The sequence below is a fragment of the Corallococcus sp. AB030 genome (assembly GCF_003668965.1).
Classification (GTDB): Bacteria; Myxococcota; Myxococcia; order Myxococcales; family Myxococcaceae; genus Corallococcus; species Corallococcus exiguus.
The window spans coordinates 16,919-35,398 of the sequence record NZ_RAWQ01000021.1 but is presented as its reverse complement, the minus strand read 5'-3'; the positions used below and the strand labels follow the sequence as shown (position 1 = coordinate 35,398).

Genomic DNA, 18,480 nt, shown 5'->3' with positions numbered 1-18,480 from the left:
GCCCCCATCCTAGCCCGTCGCAGCCGTCGGGCCAGCCGCCGAGGGTAGAAAAATGACAAAGGTACTGCCCGCGTTCGGCTGGCTCTCCACCTTCACCTCGCCATCCATCGCGCCCATCAGATGCTTCACGATGGAAAGGCCCAGTCCCGTCCCCCCCATGTCCCGGCTGCGGCCCTTGTCCACCCGGTAGAATCGCTCGAAAATCCGGGAAAGATGCTTGGGCTCGATTCCCACGCCTGTGTCGCGCACGCGCACGACGCACCGGCCGCCCTCGTACGCCCCGTCCACGTCCACCCTGCCGCCCGCAGGCGTGTACTTCACCGCGTTGTCGAGCAGGTTGAGGAGCACCTGCTCGATGGCCCGCCCATCCCCCATCGCCACCAGCCCCGGCGGCACGTGCAACCCGATTTGCTGGTTCTTGCCCTCGGCCTTGGGGCGCACGCCTTCTGCGGCGCGGGAGACGGCCAGGGCCAGGGGGACCTCCGTGCGCTGGAAGGTCATCTCGCGCGCCTCCAGGCGGGAGAGCTCCAGCAGGTCCTCCACCAGCTCGGAGAGGCGCTCGGACTGGCGGTGGATGATCTCCACCATCTTGGGCGCCACCTGGGTGTCCTGGAGCGCGCCGCCCTGGAGCGTCTCCGCGTAGCCTCGGATGGCGGTGATGGGCGTGCGCAGCTCGTGGGAGACGTTGGCCACGAAGTCCTTGCGCACCTTCTCCAGCCGGCGCAGGTCCGTGACGTCGTGGAAGACGGCGGAGCTGCCGGGCAAATCCCGCCCCACGGGCGTCACGCGCACGGCCAGGGTGCGGGAGTAGAGCCCCTCGAGCGTCAGCTCCAGCCGCGTGGAGGCGCCTTCATGGCAGGCGCGGGCCACCGCGTCGTTGAGCGCCTCGTTGCGGATGAGCGCGAGCGGCCGCTGGCCCACGATGGCGCCGTGCGCGGGCAGGAGCATCTCCGCGAGCGCGTCGTTGTGGCGTACCACGGTGCCCTCCGCGTCCGTCACCCAGAGCCCCTCCGCCATGCCGTCCAGCACGGCGGTGAGGATGCGAGCCTCCTGGTTGAGCGCGGCGGCGCGCATGGACAGCTTGTCGTCCAGCGTGTCGATGGCGTCTTCCAGCTGCGCCAGGTCGTCCGTGCGCTCCAGGCCCGCGGGCGGTGCCACGTCCATGCCCGCCGCCAGCGACTGCGTCTTCTGGGTCAGCGCGCGAAGCTGTCGCTCCATGGCCACGCGGCTCGTCCCCAGGGCCAGCGCGGAGCCCGCCAGCGTGACGAGCCCCGCGGCGAGCGCGCCCGCCGGGTGCCCGAAGAGCACGAGCAGCGTCGAGACCAGCAGGGGAGGGACGAGCAGGGCCAGGAGCGTGAAGCGCAGGGGCATGGCGGCCTCACGGAGGGCTGAGCTTGTAGCCCACGCCGCGTACGGTCTCGATGATGTCGCCCGCGGGGCCCAGCTTCTCGCGCAGGCGCTTGATGTGCGTGTCCACGGTGCGCGTGTGGATTTCGGCCTGGATGCCCCAGACGTCGGACAGAAGCACCTCGCGCGTCTGCACGCGGTCGCTTCGCTCCAGGAGCGTGCGCAGCAGGCGGAACTCCAGCGCGGTGAGGATGACCTCCTCGCCCTTCACCCGCACCTGGTGGCGCGACGTGTCCAGGCTGATGTCGCCCGCGACCAGCTCCGCGGCGGGGCCTTCCTCCGCGTCCGCGCGGCGCAGCACGGCCTTCACGCGCAGCAGCAGCTCGCGCACGGAGAAGGGCTTCACCACGTAGTCGTCCGCGCCCAGCTCCAGTCCCTGGATGCGGTCCGCTTCCTGGCCCTTGGCGCTGACGATGACGACCGCGGCCTTCTTCAGCTCCGCGTCGCTCTTGAGCATGCGCAAGACTTCACCGCCCGCCACGTCCGGCAGCATCAGGTCCAACAGCACCAGGTCCGGAGGATGGGCCCGCGCCCGGGCGAGCCCCCCCGCGCCGGTGTTCGCCGTGTCCGTTTCGAAGCCCGCCGCGCGGAGGTTGTAGTCGACGAGTCCGGCCAGGTCCTGCTCGTCCTCGATGATGAGGATGCGCGCCATGAAGGTGCTCCCGCGAAGGGATGGAATGCGTGGCGTCCCGTAACAGATTCGTTCCGGCGCGCCCGGGACATCCATGTGACATCCATGCACCATGCCCGCTCTCCCACCAGGGGACCTGGGACCGGGCGTCAGCGCGGAAACACCGGGTCGCAGGACTGCGTGGTCAGCTCGATGGGCGCCGCCACCAGGGTCGCGTTGGTGCCGGAGTTCACCACGCGCAGGTAGTTGCAGGAGCTGCCCAGGAAGCGGGTGGGCGTGTCGGCCGTCAGCGCCTCGATGACGAGCGCGTAGTCGCGGCCCACCGGCACGTCCACGGAAAGCCCCATGGCCGCGCCGCCGGGAGCCGAGGGGAAGCGCAGCGTGCGCCCCGAGTTGCCGTCCGCGTCCTTCAACTCCAGCAGGTCGCTGGAGGACACCTGGGAGGACAGGCAGGTGCGCTGCAGCTCCGTGCAGTTGCGCTTCGTGCCGTCCTTCAACACGGCCACCTGGTACGCGCCCACCTGGCTGGCGACGGCGCGGCTCAAGGTGATGTCCAGGCCCAAGGGCAGGGCCTCCGAAGTGGCGTCCGGGCCGCAGCCGGCGAGCAGCGCCAGCATCAGCAGGGTGGGGCGTCTCATGGTGCTGCGTCCTCCACGCGGATGGTGATGGGCACCCGGCCGCGCTCCTCGGAGGAGGACAGGGCGACCACGCCGGCCGTGCCGCCAATGGCCACCGCGCCCACGGCCACCCAGAGCCAGGGGCTCTTGTACCAGGGGCGGCTCGTCCCTTCCGTCAGGGCCGCGGCGGGTGCGGCCTTCGACGCCACCTGGAAGAGGAGGGGGTGGAACGGATCCCCGCGTCCTGCGAGCCGGCGCTGCGCCGCGTCCACGACCTCGAAGTAGTACTCCACTTCATACGGCGTGGACTCCACCGGCAGCTCATACGCGGGCAGCACGGCGAGGTAGTGCTCGGCCCGGGCGCGGTCGCGCACGAAGTCCACCGACGAGAAGCCCTGCGCCCCGGCGCGCCGGTAGAACAGCCGGGCCCGCGCGCCCAGCGCCATGTCCCGGAGGACGGCGTCCACCTCCACGCGGTCTCCCGGCGCCGGGTCCGGGATGGGGTCCACCTCCAGGGTGACGGGGTGGACGCGGCGGTGGCGCAGGTCCTCCTTCAGCTTCGCGAAGAGGCCGCGGACCTTCGGCGGCGCGGAGCGGGGCAGCTCGAAGTCCGGCCGGGCCTGGAGCAGCTTCTCGTACGCCCCGCGCGCCAGGGCCTCGTCGCCCAGGTAGAGGGCGGTGAGCCCCTGCAGGCGGTAGAGCTCCACCAGCTCGTCGTCCGTGACGTCGGGCGCATCCAGCCCGCCCTGCACCACGCCCAGGGCCTCCTGGAAGCGGCCGGCCTCCAGCAGTTCCTTCGCGGAGTCGATGGCGGGGCTCGTGGGGCCCAACTGGAAGAGGAGGGGAGACGGGGGCAGGGGCGCACGGGCCTGCGCTGGCAGGGCGAGCGTCAGCCCGAGCCCCCAGACACAGAGTGCGCCCCGCCAACCTCGGGCGGGGTTGCGCATCAGATGGAAAGCTAGCAGAGCGGTGTTGAGTGGATCCACGCGGCTCGGCTCGCGAGTCCAACCCGGCGTGTTGACTGAAGGGGGGAGTCCCTCTATGTTGCGCGCCCTTTTGCCGGGAAGCCTTGTAGATGGTCGTAAAGATTGAACAAATCAAAGAAGCAGGGCTGAAGCTCGACGAGCCCATCGCTCCTGGCCTCCTCAAGGAGGCCCTGGAGGGCCAGTCGTCCGGTGAGGGCACTGGCTTTCAGGCGACCGCTCCGTCCACGCTCCACGCCACCCTGCGCAAGCTCAGCGGCGGCGTGCTGCTGAACGGCAACTTCACCGTCCACCTGGGCGCGCCCTGCAAGCGCTGCCTCGCGGACGTGAAGCTGGACCTCCCCGTGTCCTTCATCATCAACCTGGTGCCGGAGTCCCTGGCCCGGGGAGACGACTTCAAGGACGACGACGAGAAGGTCATGGAGAAGAAGGAACGCACCCAGGGTGAATCCGGGGGCACCTTCGAACTGGACGGCACGGACGAGCAGGTTTTCGATGGGAAGACGATCGATCTGGATCCGATCCTCCGGGAACAGGTATTGCTCGCGCTCCCGATGAGCGCGGTCTGTCGGGAAGACTGCCAGGGGCTCTGCTCGCAGTGCGGCCAGAACCTCAATGAAAAGAAGTGCGGCTGCGAGCCGAAGGTCGTGGACCCTCGACTGTCGCCGCTGAAGAACATCAAGCTGAACTGACGGTCCCTATGCCCCTCGCAGGTCGCGAGGGGGGACGGGTCCGATGCCGAGGTGAGCCGTGGGAGTTCCCAAGAAGCGGACGTCGAAGATGCGCCGGGACCGTCGTCGGGCCGGCAACAACAACCTGCGGACCCCCGTGCAGGTCATCAAGTGCTCCAAGTGCAAGGAGCCCGTGATGCCGCACCGCGCCTGCGCGGCCTGTGGCAACTACGGTGGCCGTGAGGTCATCGCGACCGCCGCGGAGTAGTTGAAAGCGGAAGGCTGCCGGTGCGGCTCGTCCTCGACGCGATGGGTGGCGACCACGCCCCCGACGCCGTCGTGGACGGGGGCGTGCTGTTCGCGCGAGCGTATCCCGGGCACGAACTCGTGCTGGTCGGGGACGCCACGCGTGTACGCCCTGTCCTGGAGCGCGCCGGTTCGCCTCCCAACATCCACCTCCACCACGCGTCCGAAGTGGTGGAGATGGACGACCCCGCGACCGCCGCGTTCCGGCGCAAGCGGGACTCCTCGCTCCGGGTGGGCTTCGAGCTCGTCCGGCAAGGGGAGGCGTCCGCCCTCGTGTCGGCGGGCAACTCCGGCGCGGTGATGGCCGGTGGCATGTTGACGCTCGGCCGGATTCCCGGCGTGGAGCGTCCGGCCATCGCGGCCCTGTTCCCGGCCTTGAAGGGCGAAGGCCGCTGCCTGCTGCTGGACGCGGGCGCCAACGTGGACTGCCGTCCCTCGCACCTGGCCCAGTTCGCCGTGCTCGGCGAGGCCTATTCGCGCACCCGCCTGGGCGTGAAGCGTCCCCGGGTGGCGGTGCTCTCCAACGGCGAAGAGGAATCCAAGGGCACGCAGCTCACGCGGGACGTCAGCGCGCTGCTGCGCCGCTCGGACCTGGAGTTCGTGGGCTACGTGGAGGGCAAGGACCTGTTCTCCGGCGACGTGGAGGTCGTCGTGACGGACGGCTTCACCGGCAACATCGTCCTCAAGACCTCCGAGGGCGTGGGCATGGGCATCACCGGACTCCTGCGCTCCGCCATCGAGAAGCGCGGCGGCCTGCCGGAGAAGCTGGGCGCGCTCCTGCTCAAGCCCACCCTGCTGGGGCTGCGCCGCGTCATGGACTACGCCGAATACGGCGGCGCGCCGCTCCTGGGCCTCCAGGGAGTGGGCATCGTCGCGCACGGCCGCTCCTCTCCCCGCGCCATCCACAACGCGCTCGTCACCGCGCTGCAGCATGTGCGCGCGGGCGTGCAGGAAGAGCTGACGCGCTGCATTGCCAACGCCGCCGCCTGGCTTCCTCCCCACCAGCGGGGAAGGAAGGCGGACGGGGACGAAGGGGCCGATTAGAGCGCGCCGGCCATGCGTTGGACTCCGACGACTCGGAGGCCTCTTGGCACGCACGCACATCATCGGAACGGGTTCCTATGCTCCCGCGCAGGTCCTGACCAACCAGGACCTGGAGCGCCTGGTGGACACCAGCGACACGTGGATCCGCGAGCGCACCGGCATCCAGGAGCGCAGGCAGGCCGCCCCCGATGAGGCGACGAGCGACCTGGCGGTGAACGCCTCCCGTCACGCGCTGGAAATGGCGGGCGTGGCGCCCGGCGACCTGGACCTCATCATCGTGGGAACCGTCACCGCGGACATGCCCATGCCTTCGTGCGCCGCGCTGGTGCAGTCGAAGCTGGGTGCGAAGCGCGCCTTCGCCTTCGACGTGTCCGCCGCGTGCGCGGGTGGGCTGTATGCGCTGAGCGTGGCGGACCAGTTCGTGCGCTCGGGCCAGGTGAAGCGCGCGCTCGTCGTGGGCGCGGACCTGCTCACCCGCGCGGTGGATTGGACGGACCGCAACACCTGCGTCCTCTTCGGGGACGGTGCGGGCGCCCTGGTGTTGGCGGCGGAACAGGACGCGGACGAAGACGCCATGGCGCCGCGCGGCATCCTCTCCACCCATCTGCGCACCGACGGCGACCTCGCGAACCTGCTCTGCATCCCTGCCGGTGGCTCGCGTACCCCCGTCACCGCGGACAACGTGGATGCAAATCTTCACAAGCTCAAGATGAGCGGGAAGGAAGTGTTCCGCTTCGCGGTGCGCGCGTTGGTGGAATCCACCCAGACGTCCTTGGGGGCCCACGGGATGGATACGACGCAGGTGGACCACGTCATCGCCCATCAGGCGAACCTGCGAATCCTGGAAGCCGTGATGGAGCGGCTGGAGATTCCCAAGGAAAAATGCTGGCTCAACCTGCACAAGTACGGCAACACGTCGTCCGCCTCGCTGCCCATGTCGCTGGACGAGGCGCAGCGCGCCGGCCGCCTCAAGCGCGGCGACGTCATCGCGATGATGGCCATTGGCGCGGGGATGGCGTGGGGCAGCGCGGTGGTGCGCTGGTAGGCAGGACGACACAAGGAAGGACCGCAACATGGCGAAGGTCGCGTTCGTGTTTCCCGGGCAGGGCAGTCAGGCCGTGGGGATGGGCAAGGACCTCTACGAGCAGTTCCCTGAAGCGCGGGCCGTCTTCGACGCCGTGGACGACGCGCTGCACGAGAAGCTCTCCACCTCCTGCTTCGAGGGCCCGGAAGACGCGCTGAAGCTCACCGCCAATACCCAGCCGGCCATCCTCACGGTGTCGGCCGCGGTTCACGCGGTGTTCCAGAAGCGCGGCCCGGCCCCCGCGTTCGTCGCGGGCCACTCGCTGGGCGAGTACTCCGCGCTGGTGGCCGCGGGCGCCATGAACCTCCAGGACGCGGCGCGGGCGGTGCGCGCGCGCGGCACCTTCATGCAGGAGGCGGTGCCCGTGGGCACGGGCGGCATGGCCGTCATCCTGGGCCTCAGCCCGGACGCGGTGAAGGCCGCCTGCGACGCGGCGGCGGAAGGGCAGGTCGTCTCCCCGGCCAACTACAACTCGCCCGAGCAGACGGTCATCGCGGGCCACGCGGCCGCGGTGGAGCGCGCCGGCGCGAAGTGCAAGGAGGCCGGGGCCAAGCGCGTCATGCCGCTGCCCGTCTCCGCGCCCTTCCACTGCGCGCTGATGGACCCCGTGAAGCCGCGCCTGGCGGAGGTGCTGGCGGGCGTGCGCATCCTGGCGCCGTCCGTGCCGGTGGTGAGCAACGTGGAGGCGAAGCCCAACGCGGACGCGTCCCGCGTGGTGCCGCTGCTGCTGGAGCAGGTGAGCTCGCCAGTGCGTTGGATTGAGTGCGTGGAGTCGCTGAAGGCGAACGGCGTCACGCACGTGGTGGAGCTGGGGCCGGGCAAGGTGCTGGGCGGACTCATCAAGCGCATCACCAAGGACATCGAATCGTTCAACGTCGAGAACGCCGCGACCCTGGAGAAGGTGCTCGCCGCGTTGGGGGCAGCATGAGCGGCTTCAAGGACAAGGTGGTGCTGGTGACGGGCGGCTCGCGCGGCATCGGCCGGGCGTGCGCGCAGGCCTTCGCGAAGGCGGGCGCGTCCACCGTGGTCATCAGCTACGTGGGCAACGAGGCCGCCGCGCAGGAGACGGTGGGCCTGCTCCAGCAGGCGGGCGCGAAGGCGGAGGCCGTGCGGTTCGACCTGGCGGACACCGCCGCGTGCGCGGGCGCCATCGACGGCGTCATCAAGGCGCACGGCCGGCTGGACGTGCTGGTGAACAACGCGGGCATGGCCATTGACGGTCTGGTGATGCGCGTCAAGGACGAGGACTGGGACCGGCAGATGGACACCAACCTCCGGGGCGCCTTCGCGCTCATCCGCGCCGCCAGCCGGCCCATGATGAAGCAGCGCTCCGGCGCCATCATCAACATCACCTCGGTCGTGGGGGAGATGGGCAACCCGGGGCAGGCGGCCTACTCGGCGGCCAAGGCGGGGCTCATCGGCCTGACCAAGTCCGTGGCCAAGGAGCTGGCCAGCCGGAGCGTCCGCGTCAATGCCGTGTCCCCCGGGTTCATCGGGACCGACATGACGTCGCACCTGGACGACGAGCTGCGCCAGAAGATGGTGGGCGGCATCGCGCTCGGCCGCCTGGGCAACCCGGAGGAGGTCGCCGGGGCCGTGGTGTTCCTCGCGAGTGATGCGGCGTCCTACATCACCGGCGAGGTCCTGAAGGTCAACGGCGGCATGTACATGTAAGCCAAGGTTGGATTGGCGCCGGGCGTGGGATATACCGCGCCCGCCTTGAAGACGGCCCGCGACTCAAAACGGCGGGCCCCATCTGTAGCTGGAGGGTTCTGCACGTATGTCCACCACCGCAACCGACGTGGAAACCAAGATCAAGTCCATCATCGCCGACCAGCTCGGTGTGGGTGAGGATGAGATCAAGCCCGAGTCGTCCTTCATCGAAGACCTGGGCGCGGACAGCCTCGACATCGTCGAGCTGGTCATGGCGATGGAAGAGGAGTTCGAGGTCGAGATTCCGGATGACGAGGCGGAGAACATCAAGACCGTCGGCGACGCCGTGAACTACGTGAAGACCCACAAGAAGTAGGCAGTCGCGACACCCGGAAGTCCGGGGCCTGGGGGAGCGTCCTCACCGGCGCTTCCACGCCCCATCGCGGTCAGCGGAGAAGAACAGTGTCAAACCGTCGAGTCGTCATCACCGGAACCGGCATCATTTCTGCGCTGGGCACCGGCACCGAGAAGAACTGGCAGGCGATGCTGGCCGGTCAATCCGGTATCAGCACGATCACCCGTTTCGACCTGGGGAAGCTCGACGCGCGAATCGCGGGCGAGGTGAAGGACTTCCAGCCCGAGCAGTTCATCGACAGGCGCGAAGTGCGCCGGATGGACCTGTTCGCCCAGTACGCGATGGCCGCGGCCGACATGGCGGTGAAGGAGTCTGGCCTGCCCATCGGCCCGGACGCGCCCCATGGCTACCAGCCGGAGCGCGTGGGCGTCATCGTGGGCTCCGGCATCGGCGGCATCTCCTCCCTGGAGGAGCAGCACCGCAAGGGGCTGGAGAAGGGGTTCGACCGGCTGTCGCCCTTCTTCATCATCCAGATGATCATCAACATGGCGCCTGGGCTCATCTCCATGCGCTACAACTGTAAGGGCCCCAACTGGTCCCCGGTGTCGGCGTGCGCCACCAGCGCGCACGCCATCGGCGAGGCCTGGAAGTCCATCCGCCTGGGTGAGACGGACGCGGCCATCGCGGGCGGCGCGGAAGCGGCCATCACGCCCCTGGGCATGGGCGGCTTCTCCGTGATGAAGGCCCTGTCCACGCGCAACGACGACCCGGCGCGCGCCAGCCGTCCCTTCGACAAGGAGCGCGACGGCTTCGTGATGGGCGAGGGCGCGGGCATCGTCATCCTGGAGGAGATGGAGGCCGCGAAGAAGCGCGGCGCCAACATCCTGGCGGAGGTGGTGGGGTACGGCGCCAACTCGGACGCGTACCACGTCACCCAGCCTGCCCCGGAGGGCGAGGGCGCGGCGCGCTGCATGCGCCTGGCGCTGGCGTCCGCGGGCATGCGGCCGGACCAGGTGGGCTACGTCAACGCCCACGGCACGTCCACGCCGTTCAACGACGCGAACGAGACCAAGGCCCTGAAGGCCGTGTTCGGCGACCACGCGCGCAAGCTGGCGGTGTCGTCCACCAAGTCCATGACGGGCCACATGCTCGGCGCGGCGGGTGGCGCGGAGGCGGTGGTGAGCGTGCAGGTGCTCACCAAGAACGTGCTGCCGCCCACCATCAACATGACATCTCCGGACCCGGACTGCGACCTGGACTACGTGCCCAACACGGCGCGCGACGCCCGTGTCGACGCGGTGATGAGCAACTCGTTCGGCTTCGGCGGCACCAACGCGGTCCTGGTGTTCAAGCGCTTCGCCTGACGGCCATCCGGCCCGCTGCTCCCGGTGACGGGCAGCGGCGGGCAGGGGCCCTCCTTCCCGGCCCCGCCCTCACGGCGCGGGCCCCGCCTTCCGGAGTCCGGCCGTGAAAGTCATCCTCGCCTCCGACCATGCGGGCATCGAGCTGCGCCAGGAACTGGTGGCGCTCCTGAAGGAGCGCGGCACCAGCTTCCAGGACCTGGGCCCCCAGACGCGCGAGTCCGTGGACTACCCGGACTTCGCCTCGCAGGTGGCGCGCGCGGTGGTGGCGGAAGAGGGCACGCTGGGCGTGCTGGTGTGCGGCACCGGCATCGGGATGAGCATCGTGGCCAACAAGCACCGGGGCATCCGGGCGGCCCTGTGCACCACCGAGTTCGAGGCGCGGATGACCCGCGCGCACAACGACGCCAACGTGTTGTGCCTGGGCCAGCGCGTGGTGGGCGCGGGCGTGGCGCGCGGCATCCTGGAGGCCTTCCTCTCCACCGCCTTCGAGGGCGGCCGCCACGAGAAGCGCGTCCAGAAGATTCGCGACGTCGAGGCCCAGCAGCGCTGAGGGCCGTGAGGCGTCCCTTCGCAGTCCCCTTCGTTCGTACGCCAGGAGGCAACCCCCATGGAGAACACCCGCACGCTGTCCCAGGTGGATCCTGAAATCGCCCAGGTGCTCCGGCACGAGACGGAGCGTCAGGAGGAGGGGCTGGAGCTCATCGCCTCGGAGAACTTCGTCAGCCCCGCGGTGCTGGAGGCGGTGGGCTCCGTGCTCACCAACAAGTACGCGGAAGGCTACCCCGGCAAGCGCTACTACGGCGGCTGCGAGGTGGTGGACGTGGCGGAGAACCTGGCCATCGCGCGCGCGAAGGAGCTGTTCGGCGCGGACGCGGTGAACGTGCAGGCGCACTCCGGCAGCCAGGCCAACATGGGCGCCTTCATGGCGCTGATGAAGCCGGGTGAGACGATGCTGTCCCTGGACCTGAACTCCGGCGGCCATCTCACCCACGGCGCGGCGTTCAACTTCTCCGGCAAGCTCTACAAGGTCGTCCACTACGGCCTGTCCCGCGACACGGAGACCATCGACTTCGCGCAGGTGGAGTCGCTGGCCCTGGAGCACAAGCCCAAGGTGCTGGTGGTGGGCGCGAGCGCGTACCCGCGCACGCTCGACTTCGCGAAGTTCCGGGAGATCGCCGACAAGGTGGGCGCCGCCATGCTGGTGGACATGGCCCACATCGCGGGCCTGGTGGCCGCGGGCGTGCACCCGTCGCCGGTGCCCTTCGCTGAAATCGTCACGACGACGACGCACAAGACGCTGCGCGGTCCTCGCGGCGGCATGGTGCTCAGCCGTGAGGCCTTCGCGAAGACCATCAACAGCCAGATCTTCCCCGGCATCCAGGGCGGCCCGCTGATGCACGCCATCGCGGGCAAGGCGGTGGCCTTCAAGGAAGCGCTGTCGCCGGAGTTCAAGACGTACCAGAAGCAGATTGTCGCCAACGCGCAGGCGCTGGCGGAGGCGCTGAAGTCCGCGGGCCTGCGGCTGTGCTCGGGCGGCACGGACAACCACCTGATGCTGGTGGACCTGCGCGCCAAGAAGCTCACCGGCAAGGTGGCCGAGGACGTGCTGGGCAAGGCGGGCATCACGGTCAACAAGAACATGATCCCCTTCGACCCGGAGAAGCCCACGACGACCTCTGGCGTCCGGGTGGGCACCCCGGCCATCACCACGCGCGGCATGCGCGAGGCGGAGATGGCGGTGGTGGGCCGGCTCATCGGCCAGGCGCTGGACGCCGCGCAGGACGACGCGGCGCTCGCGCGGGTCAAGGGGCAGGTGAAGGAGTTGGCGCAGGGCTTCCCGCTGTACGCCTCGCGGTTGAAGTAGCCCGCCCGTGCGCTGCCCCTTCTGTCAGGACCCGGAGAACAAGGTCATCGACTCGCGAGAGTCGCACGAGGGCTCCGTCATCCGGCGGCGCCGCGAGTGCCTGGTCTGCAAGCGCCGCTTCACCACGTACGAGCGGGTGGAGGAGCTCTACCCGCTCATCGTGAAGAAGGACGGGCGCCGCGAGGCCTTCGACCGCGAGAAGATGCTCAACGGCCTGAAGAAGGCGTGTGAGAAGCGCCCGGTGTCCGCCGCGCAGCTGGAGGCGACGGTGGAGGACATCGAGCGGCTGCTCCAGGGGATGGGGGAGAAGGAGGTTCCCTCCTCATCCATTGGCGAGCACGTGATGCGGCGGTTACAGCAACTGGACGAGGTGGCGTACGTTCGCTTCGCGTCCGTGTACCGGAGCTTCCGGGACATCTCCGAGTTCATGCACGAGCTGAAGGACCTGCTCGAGGACCAGGAGCGTGAGCGCAAGGCGAAGCCGCCTGTGACTCCGCCCAAGGACGGTTAGGAAGGGCGGTATGCGCTTGCTCACGAGGTCACGGTTGCAGGCGGTGAAGACGCCCCGCTCCAAGCGCGCGGCGGACTTCGACCACGCGGTGGCCGAGTTCTTCATGCGCATCGCCCTGGAAGAAGCCGCCAAGGGCCTGGGCCGCACCAGCCCCAATCCCGTCGTGGGGGCGGTGCTGGTGAAGGGCGGGCGCATCATCGCGCGCGGCCACCACAAGAAGGCCGGCACGGCGCACGCGGAAGTCGTGGCGCTGGAGGCCGCGGGCTCCAAGGCGCGCGGCGCGGACCTCTACACGACGCTGGAGCCGTGTGACCACTACGGGCGCACCCCGCCGTGCAGCCTGGCGGTGCTGGAGGCCGGCGTGCGGCGCGTGTTCAGCGCGTCGTCGGACCCCAACCCACTGGTCAGCGGCAAGGGGCTCAACCGGCTCAAGCGCGGCGGCGTGGCGGTGGTGACGCACGTCCTCAAGGATGAAGCGGACGCGCTCAACCGGCCCTTCTTCAAGATGATGCGCACGGGCCTGCCGTGGGTGACGCTCAAGGCCGCGGTGACGCTGGACGGGAAGATCGCCGCGCCCTCCGGAGACTCGCGCTGGGTGACGGGCGAGGCGTCTCGCGCGTGGGTGCACCGGCTGCGCAACCAGGTGGACGCCATCCTCGTGGGCGCGAACACCGTGCGCATGGATGACCCGCAGCTCACCACGCGGCTGCCGGGGGGCGGGGGCAAGGACCCGGTGCGCGTGGTGGTGGACTCGCACCTCAAGCTGTCCCCGGGGCACACCGTCTTCACGCAGCGCAGCCCCGCGCGCACCGTCATCGCCACGCTGGAGGACCCGGAGGGCCGGCGCGCCCGGCGCTTCCTGGCCCAGGGCGTGGAGGTGTGGAACGTGCGCGCGAAGCAGGACCGCGTGGACCTGAAGGCGGTGCTGAAGCGCGTGAAGAAGGAAGGGCTCAACCACGTGCTCGTGGAGGGCGGCGCGGGCCTGTACGGCACGCTGCTTCGCGAGCACCTGGCGGATGCGCTCGCCCTGTTCCTCGCTCCCAAGCTGGTGGGGGCCGGGGGCCTGTCGTGGGCGGGCGAGCTGGGCGTGAAGGACATGGCCCACGCCCTGGCCGTGAAGGACCTGACGATGGAGAAGGTGGGGGACGACGTCCTCCTGCGCGCGCTGCTCTGAAGGCCAGCGCCCGGACAGGGCATCCGTTAAGGTTCCGGCCATGTTCACCGGACTCATCCAGGACACTGGCACCGTCACCCGCGTCACCACCGGCGCGATGACCGACTTCTGGATTCGCACCTCGCTGGGCGCGGAGGCCTTCGCCCTGGGGGAATCCATCGCCGTGGACGGCGCCTGCCTCACCGTCGTGGAGAAGGGCGGGGACACCTTCCGCGTGCAGGCGGCCCCGGAGACGCTTCGGCGCACCACCCTGGGGGCCCGGAAGACAGGCGACAAGGTGAACCTGGAGCGGGCGCTCGCCCTGGGGGACCGGCTGGGCGGACACCTGGTGTCGGGCCACGTGGACGCCGTCAGTGAAGTGCTGGAGACGTTCGCGGAGGGCGGCTCGTGGGTGATGGTGTTCCGGCTGCCCCCGGAGCTGGCGCCCTGCTTCATCGAGAAGGGCTCCGTCACCATCGACGGCATCAGCCTCACGGTGAACGCGGTGGAGACGGACCGCTTCCGGGTACAGCTGATTCCGGAGACGCAGGAGCGCACCACCCTGCACGGCAAGGGGCCCGGGGCCCGGGTGAACCTGGAGGGCGACCTCATTGGCAAGTACGTGGCCCGGCTGTACGCCCTCCGGGGCGCCCCCGAGGCCGCCGCCCAGGGAGCGGGGCTGACGGAGGCGGTGGTGCGGGCCGCGGGTTTCAGCCCTCGCGGGTAGGGGCTCGGGTGGTGTAAGGAGCGCGCCATGCCTCGCTATTTCGAAGGGGATTTCCTCCCCCCCCAGGGCCGGTTCGCCATCTGCGTGTCCCGGTTCAACAGCTTCATCACGGAGGAGCTCTTGAAGGGCGCCGTGGACACCCTGGTGCGCCATGGCGTGAAGGACGACGCCATCGACGTGTACCGCTGCCCCGGCACCTATGAGCTGCCCGGCGTCACCCGCCGCGTGTCGGAGGGTGGCCAGTACGCGGGCATCATCGTCCTGGGCGCGGTGATTCGCGGCGGCACCCCCCACTTCGACTACGTGGCTGGCGAGTGCGCCAAGGGCATTGGTTCGGTGGCGTTCAGCGCCGCGGCGGGCCCCCGGCCTGCGGCGGTGACGTTCGGCGTCCTCACGTGCGATACCGTGGAGCAGGCCATCGACCGGGCGGGCGTGAAGGCGGGCAACAAGGGCGCGGAGGCCACGCTGGCCTGCATCGAGATGGTCAACCTCTTCGCGCGGATGTCCGGCGCGGAGCGAAAGGGATAACCGCGATGGGCGCGCGCAGAACGGCACGAGAGCGGGCGCTGCAGGCGCTCTACAAGTTGGAGATGACCCAGGGCGCCACCACGCGGGAGGCCCTGGACGCGGCGTGGGCCGCCTCCTCGGAGGACGGTACGCCGGAGCCGGACGCGGTGAAGTTCGCCAAGGAGATCGTGGAGGGCGTGGAGGCCCACCGCGAGGAGATTGACGGGCTCATCGAACGCCACAGCCACAACTGGCGCCTGGACCGCATGTCCCGCATCGACCGGAACGTGCTGCGGCTGGGCATCTTCGAGCTGAAGTACCGCCCGGACATCCCCCGCAAGGTGACCATCAACGAGGCGGTGGAGCTGGGGAAGAACTTCGGCAACGAGGAGTCGAGCGCCTTCGTCAACGGCCTCTTGGACCGCGTCGCGGTGGCGCTCGGGAAGCCGTGAGCCAGACGCAGACCCTGGACGTGGGCCTGGAGGGCCTGGACGCGCTGAACGGGGTGGACGCCCTCTGCCTCTTCGTGGCCGAGGACGACCGCCCCCTGCCGTCCTCCGCCGGCTACGTGGACTGGCGGCTGTGCGGCGCCCTGTCGCGCGTGCTCCAGGGTGGGTTCTTCACCGGCGTGAAGGACGACTGGCTCCTGTTGCCGTCGGACGGGAAGCTGACCGTGCCGCGCATCTTCGTGGTGGGGCTGGGCTCCCGGAAGCGCCTGGACGCGGCCTCGCTGGGCGAGGCGCTGGCGGGCGCGGCGAAGGTCTTGAGCCGCGCGAAGGTGGAGTCCGTGGCCTTGGAGGTGCCTCAGGGGTCTTCCCTGAGCGACTCCGCTCGGGCGGAGGCGTACCAGCGGCAGTTCCTGCCCGCGTTCAAGGGGGGACGGGTGTCCCTCCTCGCGGACAAGGGCCTTGTCGGGTCGCTGTCATCCCGGAAGGGTTGACGCACAGCGGCCAGACAGGGGTTCTGCTAGCATCCGGCCCTTGAGGCGCGCGCGATGAAGTTCAAGGTGTTGATCGTCGAGGACTCCAAGGTGTCGCGCGAGCACATCGCCGCGACCGTGGAGGCCGTGGACGGCGTCGAGGCCGTCACCACCGCCAGCGGCTTCGAGGCGCTGAAGCTGCTGCCGCGTCAGCGCTTCGACCTGATCATCACCGACATCAACATGCCCGACATCAACGGGCTGGAACTCATCAACTTCGTCAAGAAGAACCCCAACTACCGGGACGTGCCGCTCATCATCGTCACCACCGAGGGGCGTGAGCAGGACCGTTCGCGGGGCATGGCGCTGGGCGCCGCTGGTTACCTGGTGAAGCCGTTCCAGCCGGCGGACCTGGAGGCGCTCCTGCGGCGCTTCCTGAAGCCGCTGTGACGCCTGGGGGCAAGGCGCTCGCGGAGTTCGTCGCCGAGGCCACCGAAATCCTGGATGCGCTGGGCCGCGACCTGCTGGCCCTGGACGAGGCGCGGGGCCTGGAGGCGGACCCCGAGCACATCAACGGCATCTTCCGCGCGGCGCACTCGCTCAAGGGCCTGTCGGGCCTCTTCGGCCAGGAGCGCATCACCCAGCTGGCGCACGCGGCGGAGGACCTGCTGGACCGGCTTCGGCTGGGCCGGCTGACGCTGGACGACCAGGTCCTGGACACGCTGGTGGACGCGCTGGACACGTTCCAGGCGCTGCTCGGGGAGGCGTCCCGGAGCGAGGAGGGCCCCGAGCTCTCCCAGCGCACCCGCGACATGGAGGACCGCATGGCGCGGCTGGGGTCGCCCCCGCCCGCCGTGGAAGAGGATCCGCTGGAGCGGCTGGAGCTGGACGCGACGGTGCGCGCCGTCTTCACCGAGTACGAGGAGCACCGGCTGCGCGAGAACGTGCGGCGCGGGGTGGCGCTGTGGCGGGTGCGCGCGGCGTTCGACCTCACGGACTTCGACCAGGGACTCGCGGACCTGAACGCGCGCCTCAAGCCCCTGGGCGAGGTCATCAGCACGCTGCCCTCGTCGCGGCCGGGCGGCTCCACCGGCATCGCGTTCGATCTCATCTTCGGCGCGAAGGTGGGCGCGCAAGCGCTGGAGGACGGCCTCCGGGGCACGCCCGCGGAGCTGGCGCCGCTGTCCGTCCGGCCGCCGGAATCGGGCTCGACGGGGCCCGCGTTCGACATGCCTCGGCCACGCGATGCCGCGACCGTGCGCGAGGACGTCGAGGTGCTGCCTCCGGAGGACGAGGACGCGGAGGGGCCGGTGGAGACCCGAGGCCTCGCGACCGTGTCCGCGCACCCGGGAGCAAGCCCTCCGCGCATGCGGGCGGTGACGCCTCCGGCCACGGTGGTGGGGCTCCAGGCCGCCGCGTCCGCGCCCCTCACCGCGGGCCGCCCCAAGGCGGAAGAGACGTCCCTGCGCTCGCTCACGCAGACCGTGCGCGTGGACATCGGGCGGTTGGACGGGCTCATCAACATGGTGGGCGAGCTGCTGCTCATCAAGGCCAACCTCCAGCGGCTGGCGGAGACGTCCCGGCAGGACGGCACCGTCGCGCTGTCCAAGCTCTTTGGCCAGGAGCTGTCGCGGGAGACGCGGCAGCTGGAGCGCAAGCTGGAGGCGCTCCAGGAGGGGCTGCTCGAAGCGCGCATGGTCCCGGTGGGCCAGGTCTTCGACAAGCTGGCGCGGCTGGTGCGGAAGATTGCCCGCGAGGCCGGCAAGGAGATCGACTTCGTCAGCTCCGGCGGCGAGGTGGAGCTGGACAAGCTCATCGTGGAGGAGCTCAGCGACCCGCTGATGCACCTCATCCGCAACGCCATCGACCATGGCGCGGAGGGCCCGGAGTCGCGGCTGTCCGCGGGCAAGTCCCGGCGCGCGACGGTCCGGCTGCGCGCGGAGCAGAAGGGCAACCACGTCGTCATCAGCGTGTCCGACGACGGCTCGGGCATCGACGAGGTGCGCGTGCGCGAAGTGGCGCTGTCGCGCGGGCTCGTCACCCCGTCGCAGGTCAGTGAGATGACGCGGCGCGAGCTGCTCAACCTCATCTTCCTGCCGGGCTTCTCCACCCGCTCCAGCGTCAGCGCGCTCTCCGGAAGAGGCGTGGGCCTGGACGTGGTGAAGAACAACCTGGGCAACCTCTCCGGCATCATCGACGTGTGGAGCGAGCGCGGGAAGGGCACGGCCTTCCACCTGACGCTGCCGGTGACGCTGGCCATCGTGCGCGCGCTGGTGGTGGGCGTCAGCGGCCGCACCTACGCGGTGCCGCTCAACAGCGTGCTGGAAATCCTGTCCGTGCAGCCGCGCGACATCCGCACCGTGGAGCGGCGCGAGGTGTTGGACCTGCGCGGCCAGACGCTGCCCTTCCTGCGTCTGGGGCGCCTGTTCCACCTGCCGGAGCGCGAGGTGAGCCGCCACTTCGTCGTCGTGGTGGGCCTGGCGCAGCAGCGGCTGGGCATCGCGGTGGACGAGCTCTTCGGCCAGCAGGACATCGTCACCAAGCCCCTGGGCGGCCGGCTGAGCCGCGTGAAGGGCATCTCCGGCGCCACCGACCTGGGCAACCGCCGCACCGTCCTGGTGCTGGATGTCGCGGAACTCCTGGAAGAGGGCATCGCGCAGGAGCGGCGCCGCGCTTGAGGCGTC

Annotated in this window: 22 protein-coding genes; 18 read left to right on the top strand and 4 right to left on the bottom strand. The window is 70.0% G+C overall.

The annotated features are described in order from the left end of the window. Positions 1-9 precede the first annotated feature (9 nt). From D7Y15_RS07900 to D7Y15_RS07885, 4 genes are all read right to left on the bottom strand, one after another. A complete protein-coding gene (locus D7Y15_RS07900; protein WP_121752172.1) occupies positions 10-1,371 on the bottom strand; it encodes a cell wall metabolism sensor histidine kinase WalK in 1,362 nt (453 codons plus the stop codon). 7 nt (positions 1,372-1,378) lie between these two features. Then, complete coding sequence (locus tag D7Y15_RS07895) at positions 1,379-2,059, bottom strand: winged helix-turn-helix domain-containing protein (RefSeq protein ID WP_120576306.1); 681 nt, start codon at positions 2,057-2,059, stop codon at positions 1,379-1,381. Positions 2,060-2,187: 128 nt separating this feature from the next. Beyond that, on the bottom strand, positions 2,188-2,676 hold the full coding sequence (locus D7Y15_RS07890; RefSeq protein ID WP_120576305.1) for a hypothetical protein: 489 nt from the start codon (positions 2,674-2,676) through the stop codon (positions 2,188-2,190). Beyond that, positions 2,673-3,602: a hypothetical protein gene (locus tag D7Y15_RS07885; protein ID WP_120576304.1), complete on the bottom strand. Its 930-nt coding sequence runs from the start codon at positions 3,600-3,602 to the stop codon at positions 2,673-2,675. The genes D7Y15_RS07890 and D7Y15_RS07885 overlap by 4 nt, the downstream gene beginning before the upstream one ends. 128 nt (positions 3,603-3,730) lie before the next feature. Between D7Y15_RS07885 and D7Y15_RS07880 the strand changes: the two genes are divergently transcribed. The 18 genes from D7Y15_RS07880 (at position 3,731) to D7Y15_RS07795 (ending at position 18,474) form a co-directional block, all read left to right on the top strand. Further along, complete coding sequence (locus D7Y15_RS07880) at positions 3,731-4,330, top strand: DUF177 domain-containing protein (protein ID WP_120576303.1); 600 nt, start codon at positions 3,731-3,733, stop codon at positions 4,328-4,330. A 58-nt stretch (positions 4,331-4,388) separates the two neighbouring features. After that, positions 4,389-4,577 (top strand): 50S ribosomal protein L32, encoded by a 189-nt coding sequence (gene rpmF / locus D7Y15_RS07875; protein WP_014395447.1) that lies wholly within the window; start codon positions 4,389-4,391, stop codon positions 4,575-4,577. 20 nt (positions 4,578-4,597) lie between these two features. Then, positions 4,598-5,659 (top strand): phosphate acyltransferase PlsX, encoded by a 1,062-nt coding sequence (gene plsX / locus D7Y15_RS07870; RefSeq protein WP_120576302.1) that lies wholly within the window; start codon positions 4,598-4,600, stop codon positions 5,657-5,659. Positions 5,660-5,702: 43 nt separating this feature from the next. After that, on the top strand, positions 5,703-6,704 hold the full coding sequence (locus tag D7Y15_RS07865; RefSeq protein ID WP_121752171.1) for a beta-ketoacyl-ACP synthase III: 1,002 nt from the start codon (positions 5,703-5,705) through the stop codon (positions 6,702-6,704). 28 nt (positions 6,705-6,732) lie between these two features. Beyond that, entirely contained in the window at positions 6,733-7,671 is a 939-nt protein-coding gene (gene fabD, locus D7Y15_RS07860) for an ACP S-malonyltransferase (protein ID WP_121752170.1), read from the top strand. After that, positions 7,668-8,417, top strand: a complete 750-nt coding sequence (gene fabG / locus D7Y15_RS07855) for a 3-oxoacyl-[acyl-carrier-protein] reductase (protein ID WP_120576299.1) — start codon at positions 7,668-7,670, stop codon at positions 8,415-8,417. Before fabD ends, fabG begins: the two co-directional genes overlap by 4 nt. 106 nt (positions 8,418-8,523) lie before the next feature. Next, positions 8,524-8,772 carry an acyl carrier protein gene (gene acpP, locus D7Y15_RS07850; RefSeq protein ID WP_014395452.1) on the top strand — a complete coding sequence of 83 codons (249 nt, stop codon included), beginning with the start codon at positions 8,524-8,526 and terminating at the stop codon, positions 8,770-8,772. An 86-nt stretch (positions 8,773-8,858) separates the two neighbouring features. Further along, the gene (gene fabF, locus D7Y15_RS07845) at positions 8,859-10,115 is read left to right on the top strand and encodes a beta-ketoacyl-ACP synthase II (protein WP_120576298.1); all 1,257 of its coding nucleotides are present in this window, start codon (positions 8,859-8,861) and stop codon (positions 10,113-10,115) included. Between the two features lie 103 nt (positions 10,116-10,218). Then, positions 10,219-10,665 (top strand): ribose 5-phosphate isomerase B, encoded by a 447-nt coding sequence (gene rpiB, locus D7Y15_RS07840; RefSeq protein WP_121752169.1) that lies wholly within the window; start codon positions 10,219-10,221, stop codon positions 10,663-10,665. Between the two features lie 57 nt (positions 10,666-10,722). Then, positions 10,723-11,979 (top strand): serine hydroxymethyltransferase, encoded by a 1,257-nt coding sequence (gene glyA, locus D7Y15_RS07835; protein WP_120576296.1) that lies wholly within the window; start codon positions 10,723-10,725, stop codon positions 11,977-11,979. 7 nt (positions 11,980-11,986) lie between these two features. Then, positions 11,987-12,490, top strand: coding sequence for a transcriptional regulator NrdR (nrdR, locus tag D7Y15_RS07830; protein ID WP_120576295.1), 504 nt, complete (start codon positions 11,987-11,989; stop codon positions 12,488-12,490). A gap of 10 nt (positions 12,491-12,500) precedes the next feature. Continuing rightward, the gene (gene ribD, locus D7Y15_RS07825) at positions 12,501-13,664 is read left to right on the top strand and encodes a bifunctional diaminohydroxyphosphoribosylaminopyrimidine deaminase/5-amino-6-(5-phosphoribosylamino)uracil reductase RibD (protein ID WP_120576294.1); all 1,164 of its coding nucleotides are present in this window, start codon (positions 12,501-12,503) and stop codon (positions 13,662-13,664) included. Positions 13,665-13,704: 40 nt separating this feature from the next. Beyond that, a complete protein-coding gene (locus tag D7Y15_RS07820; protein ID WP_120576293.1) occupies positions 13,705-14,370 on the top strand; it encodes a riboflavin synthase in 666 nt (221 codons plus the stop codon). 27 nt (positions 14,371-14,397) lie between these two features. Then, positions 14,398-14,898 (top strand): 6,7-dimethyl-8-ribityllumazine synthase, encoded by a 501-nt coding sequence (gene ribE / locus D7Y15_RS07815; RefSeq protein WP_120576292.1) that lies wholly within the window; start codon positions 14,398-14,400, stop codon positions 14,896-14,898. A 5-nt stretch (positions 14,899-14,903) separates the two neighbouring features. Then, complete coding sequence (gene nusB, locus D7Y15_RS07810; RefSeq protein ID WP_120576291.1) at positions 14,904-15,329, top strand: transcription antitermination factor NusB; 426 nt, start codon at positions 14,904-14,906, stop codon at positions 15,327-15,329. After that, the gene (locus tag D7Y15_RS07805; protein ID WP_120567723.1) at positions 15,326-15,817 is read left to right on the top strand and encodes a M17 family peptidase N-terminal domain-containing protein; all 492 of its coding nucleotides are present in this window, start codon (positions 15,326-15,328) and stop codon (positions 15,815-15,817) included. The genes nusB and D7Y15_RS07805 overlap by 4 nt, the downstream gene beginning before the upstream one ends. A 54-nt stretch (positions 15,818-15,871) precedes the next feature. Then, positions 15,872-16,246, top strand: a complete 375-nt coding sequence (locus D7Y15_RS07800; RefSeq protein ID WP_120567722.1) for a response regulator — start codon at positions 15,872-15,874, stop codon at positions 16,244-16,246. Then, entirely contained in the window at positions 16,243-18,474 is a 2,232-nt protein-coding gene (locus D7Y15_RS07795) for a chemotaxis protein CheA (RefSeq protein ID WP_121752168.1), read from the top strand. The genes D7Y15_RS07800 and D7Y15_RS07795 overlap by 4 nt, the downstream gene beginning before the upstream one ends. Positions 18,475-18,480: the final 6 nt, after the last annotated feature.

What these genes read in the sequence shown, in the direction of transcription:
- D7Y15_RS07900 (WP_121752172.1), bottom strand. Translation starts at nt 1,371, where the DNA reads ATGCCCCTGCGCTTCACGCTCCTGGCCCTGCTCGTCCCTCCCCTGCTG.
- D7Y15_RS07895 (WP_120576306.1), bottom strand. Translation starts at nt 2,059, where the DNA reads ATGGCGCGCATCCTCATCATCGAGGACGAGCAGGACCTGGCCGGACTC.
- D7Y15_RS07890 (WP_120576305.1), bottom strand. Translation starts at nt 2,676, where the DNA reads ATGAGACGCCCCACCCTGCTGATGCTGGCGCTGCTCGCCGGCTGCGGC.
- D7Y15_RS07885 (WP_120576304.1), bottom strand. Translation starts at nt 3,602, where the DNA reads ATGCGCAACCCCGCCCGAGGTTGGCGGGGCGCACTCTGTGTCTGGGGG.
- D7Y15_RS07880 (WP_120576303.1), top strand. Translation starts at nt 3,731, where the DNA reads ATGGTCGTAAAGATTGAACAAATCAAAGAAGCAGGGCTGAAGCTCGAC.
- fabD (WP_121752170.1), top strand. Translation starts at nt 6,733, where the DNA reads ATGGCGAAGGTCGCGTTCGTGTTTCCCGGGCAGGGCAGTCAGGCCGTG.
- fabG (WP_120576299.1), top strand. Translation starts at nt 7,668, where the DNA reads ATGAGCGGCTTCAAGGACAAGGTGGTGCTGGTGACGGGCGGCTCGCGC.
- acpP (WP_014395452.1), top strand. Translation starts at nt 8,524, where the DNA reads ATGTCCACCACCGCAACCGACGTGGAAACCAAGATCAAGTCCATCATC.
- glyA (WP_120576296.1), top strand. Translation starts at nt 10,723, where the DNA reads ATGGAGAACACCCGCACGCTGTCCCAGGTGGATCCTGAAATCGCCCAG.
- ribD (WP_120576294.1), top strand. Translation starts at nt 12,501, where the DNA reads ATGCGCTTGCTCACGAGGTCACGGTTGCAGGCGGTGAAGACGCCCCGC.
- D7Y15_RS07820 (WP_120576293.1), top strand. Translation starts at nt 13,705, where the DNA reads ATGTTCACCGGACTCATCCAGGACACTGGCACCGTCACCCGCGTCACC.
- ribE (WP_120576292.1), top strand. Translation starts at nt 14,398, where the DNA reads ATGCCTCGCTATTTCGAAGGGGATTTCCTCCCCCCCCAGGGCCGGTTC.
- nusB (WP_120576291.1), top strand. Translation starts at nt 14,904, where the DNA reads ATGGGCGCGCGCAGAACGGCACGAGAGCGGGCGCTGCAGGCGCTCTAC.
- D7Y15_RS07800 (WP_120567722.1), top strand. Translation starts at nt 15,872, where the DNA reads ATGAAGTTCAAGGTGTTGATCGTCGAGGACTCCAAGGTGTCGCGCGAG.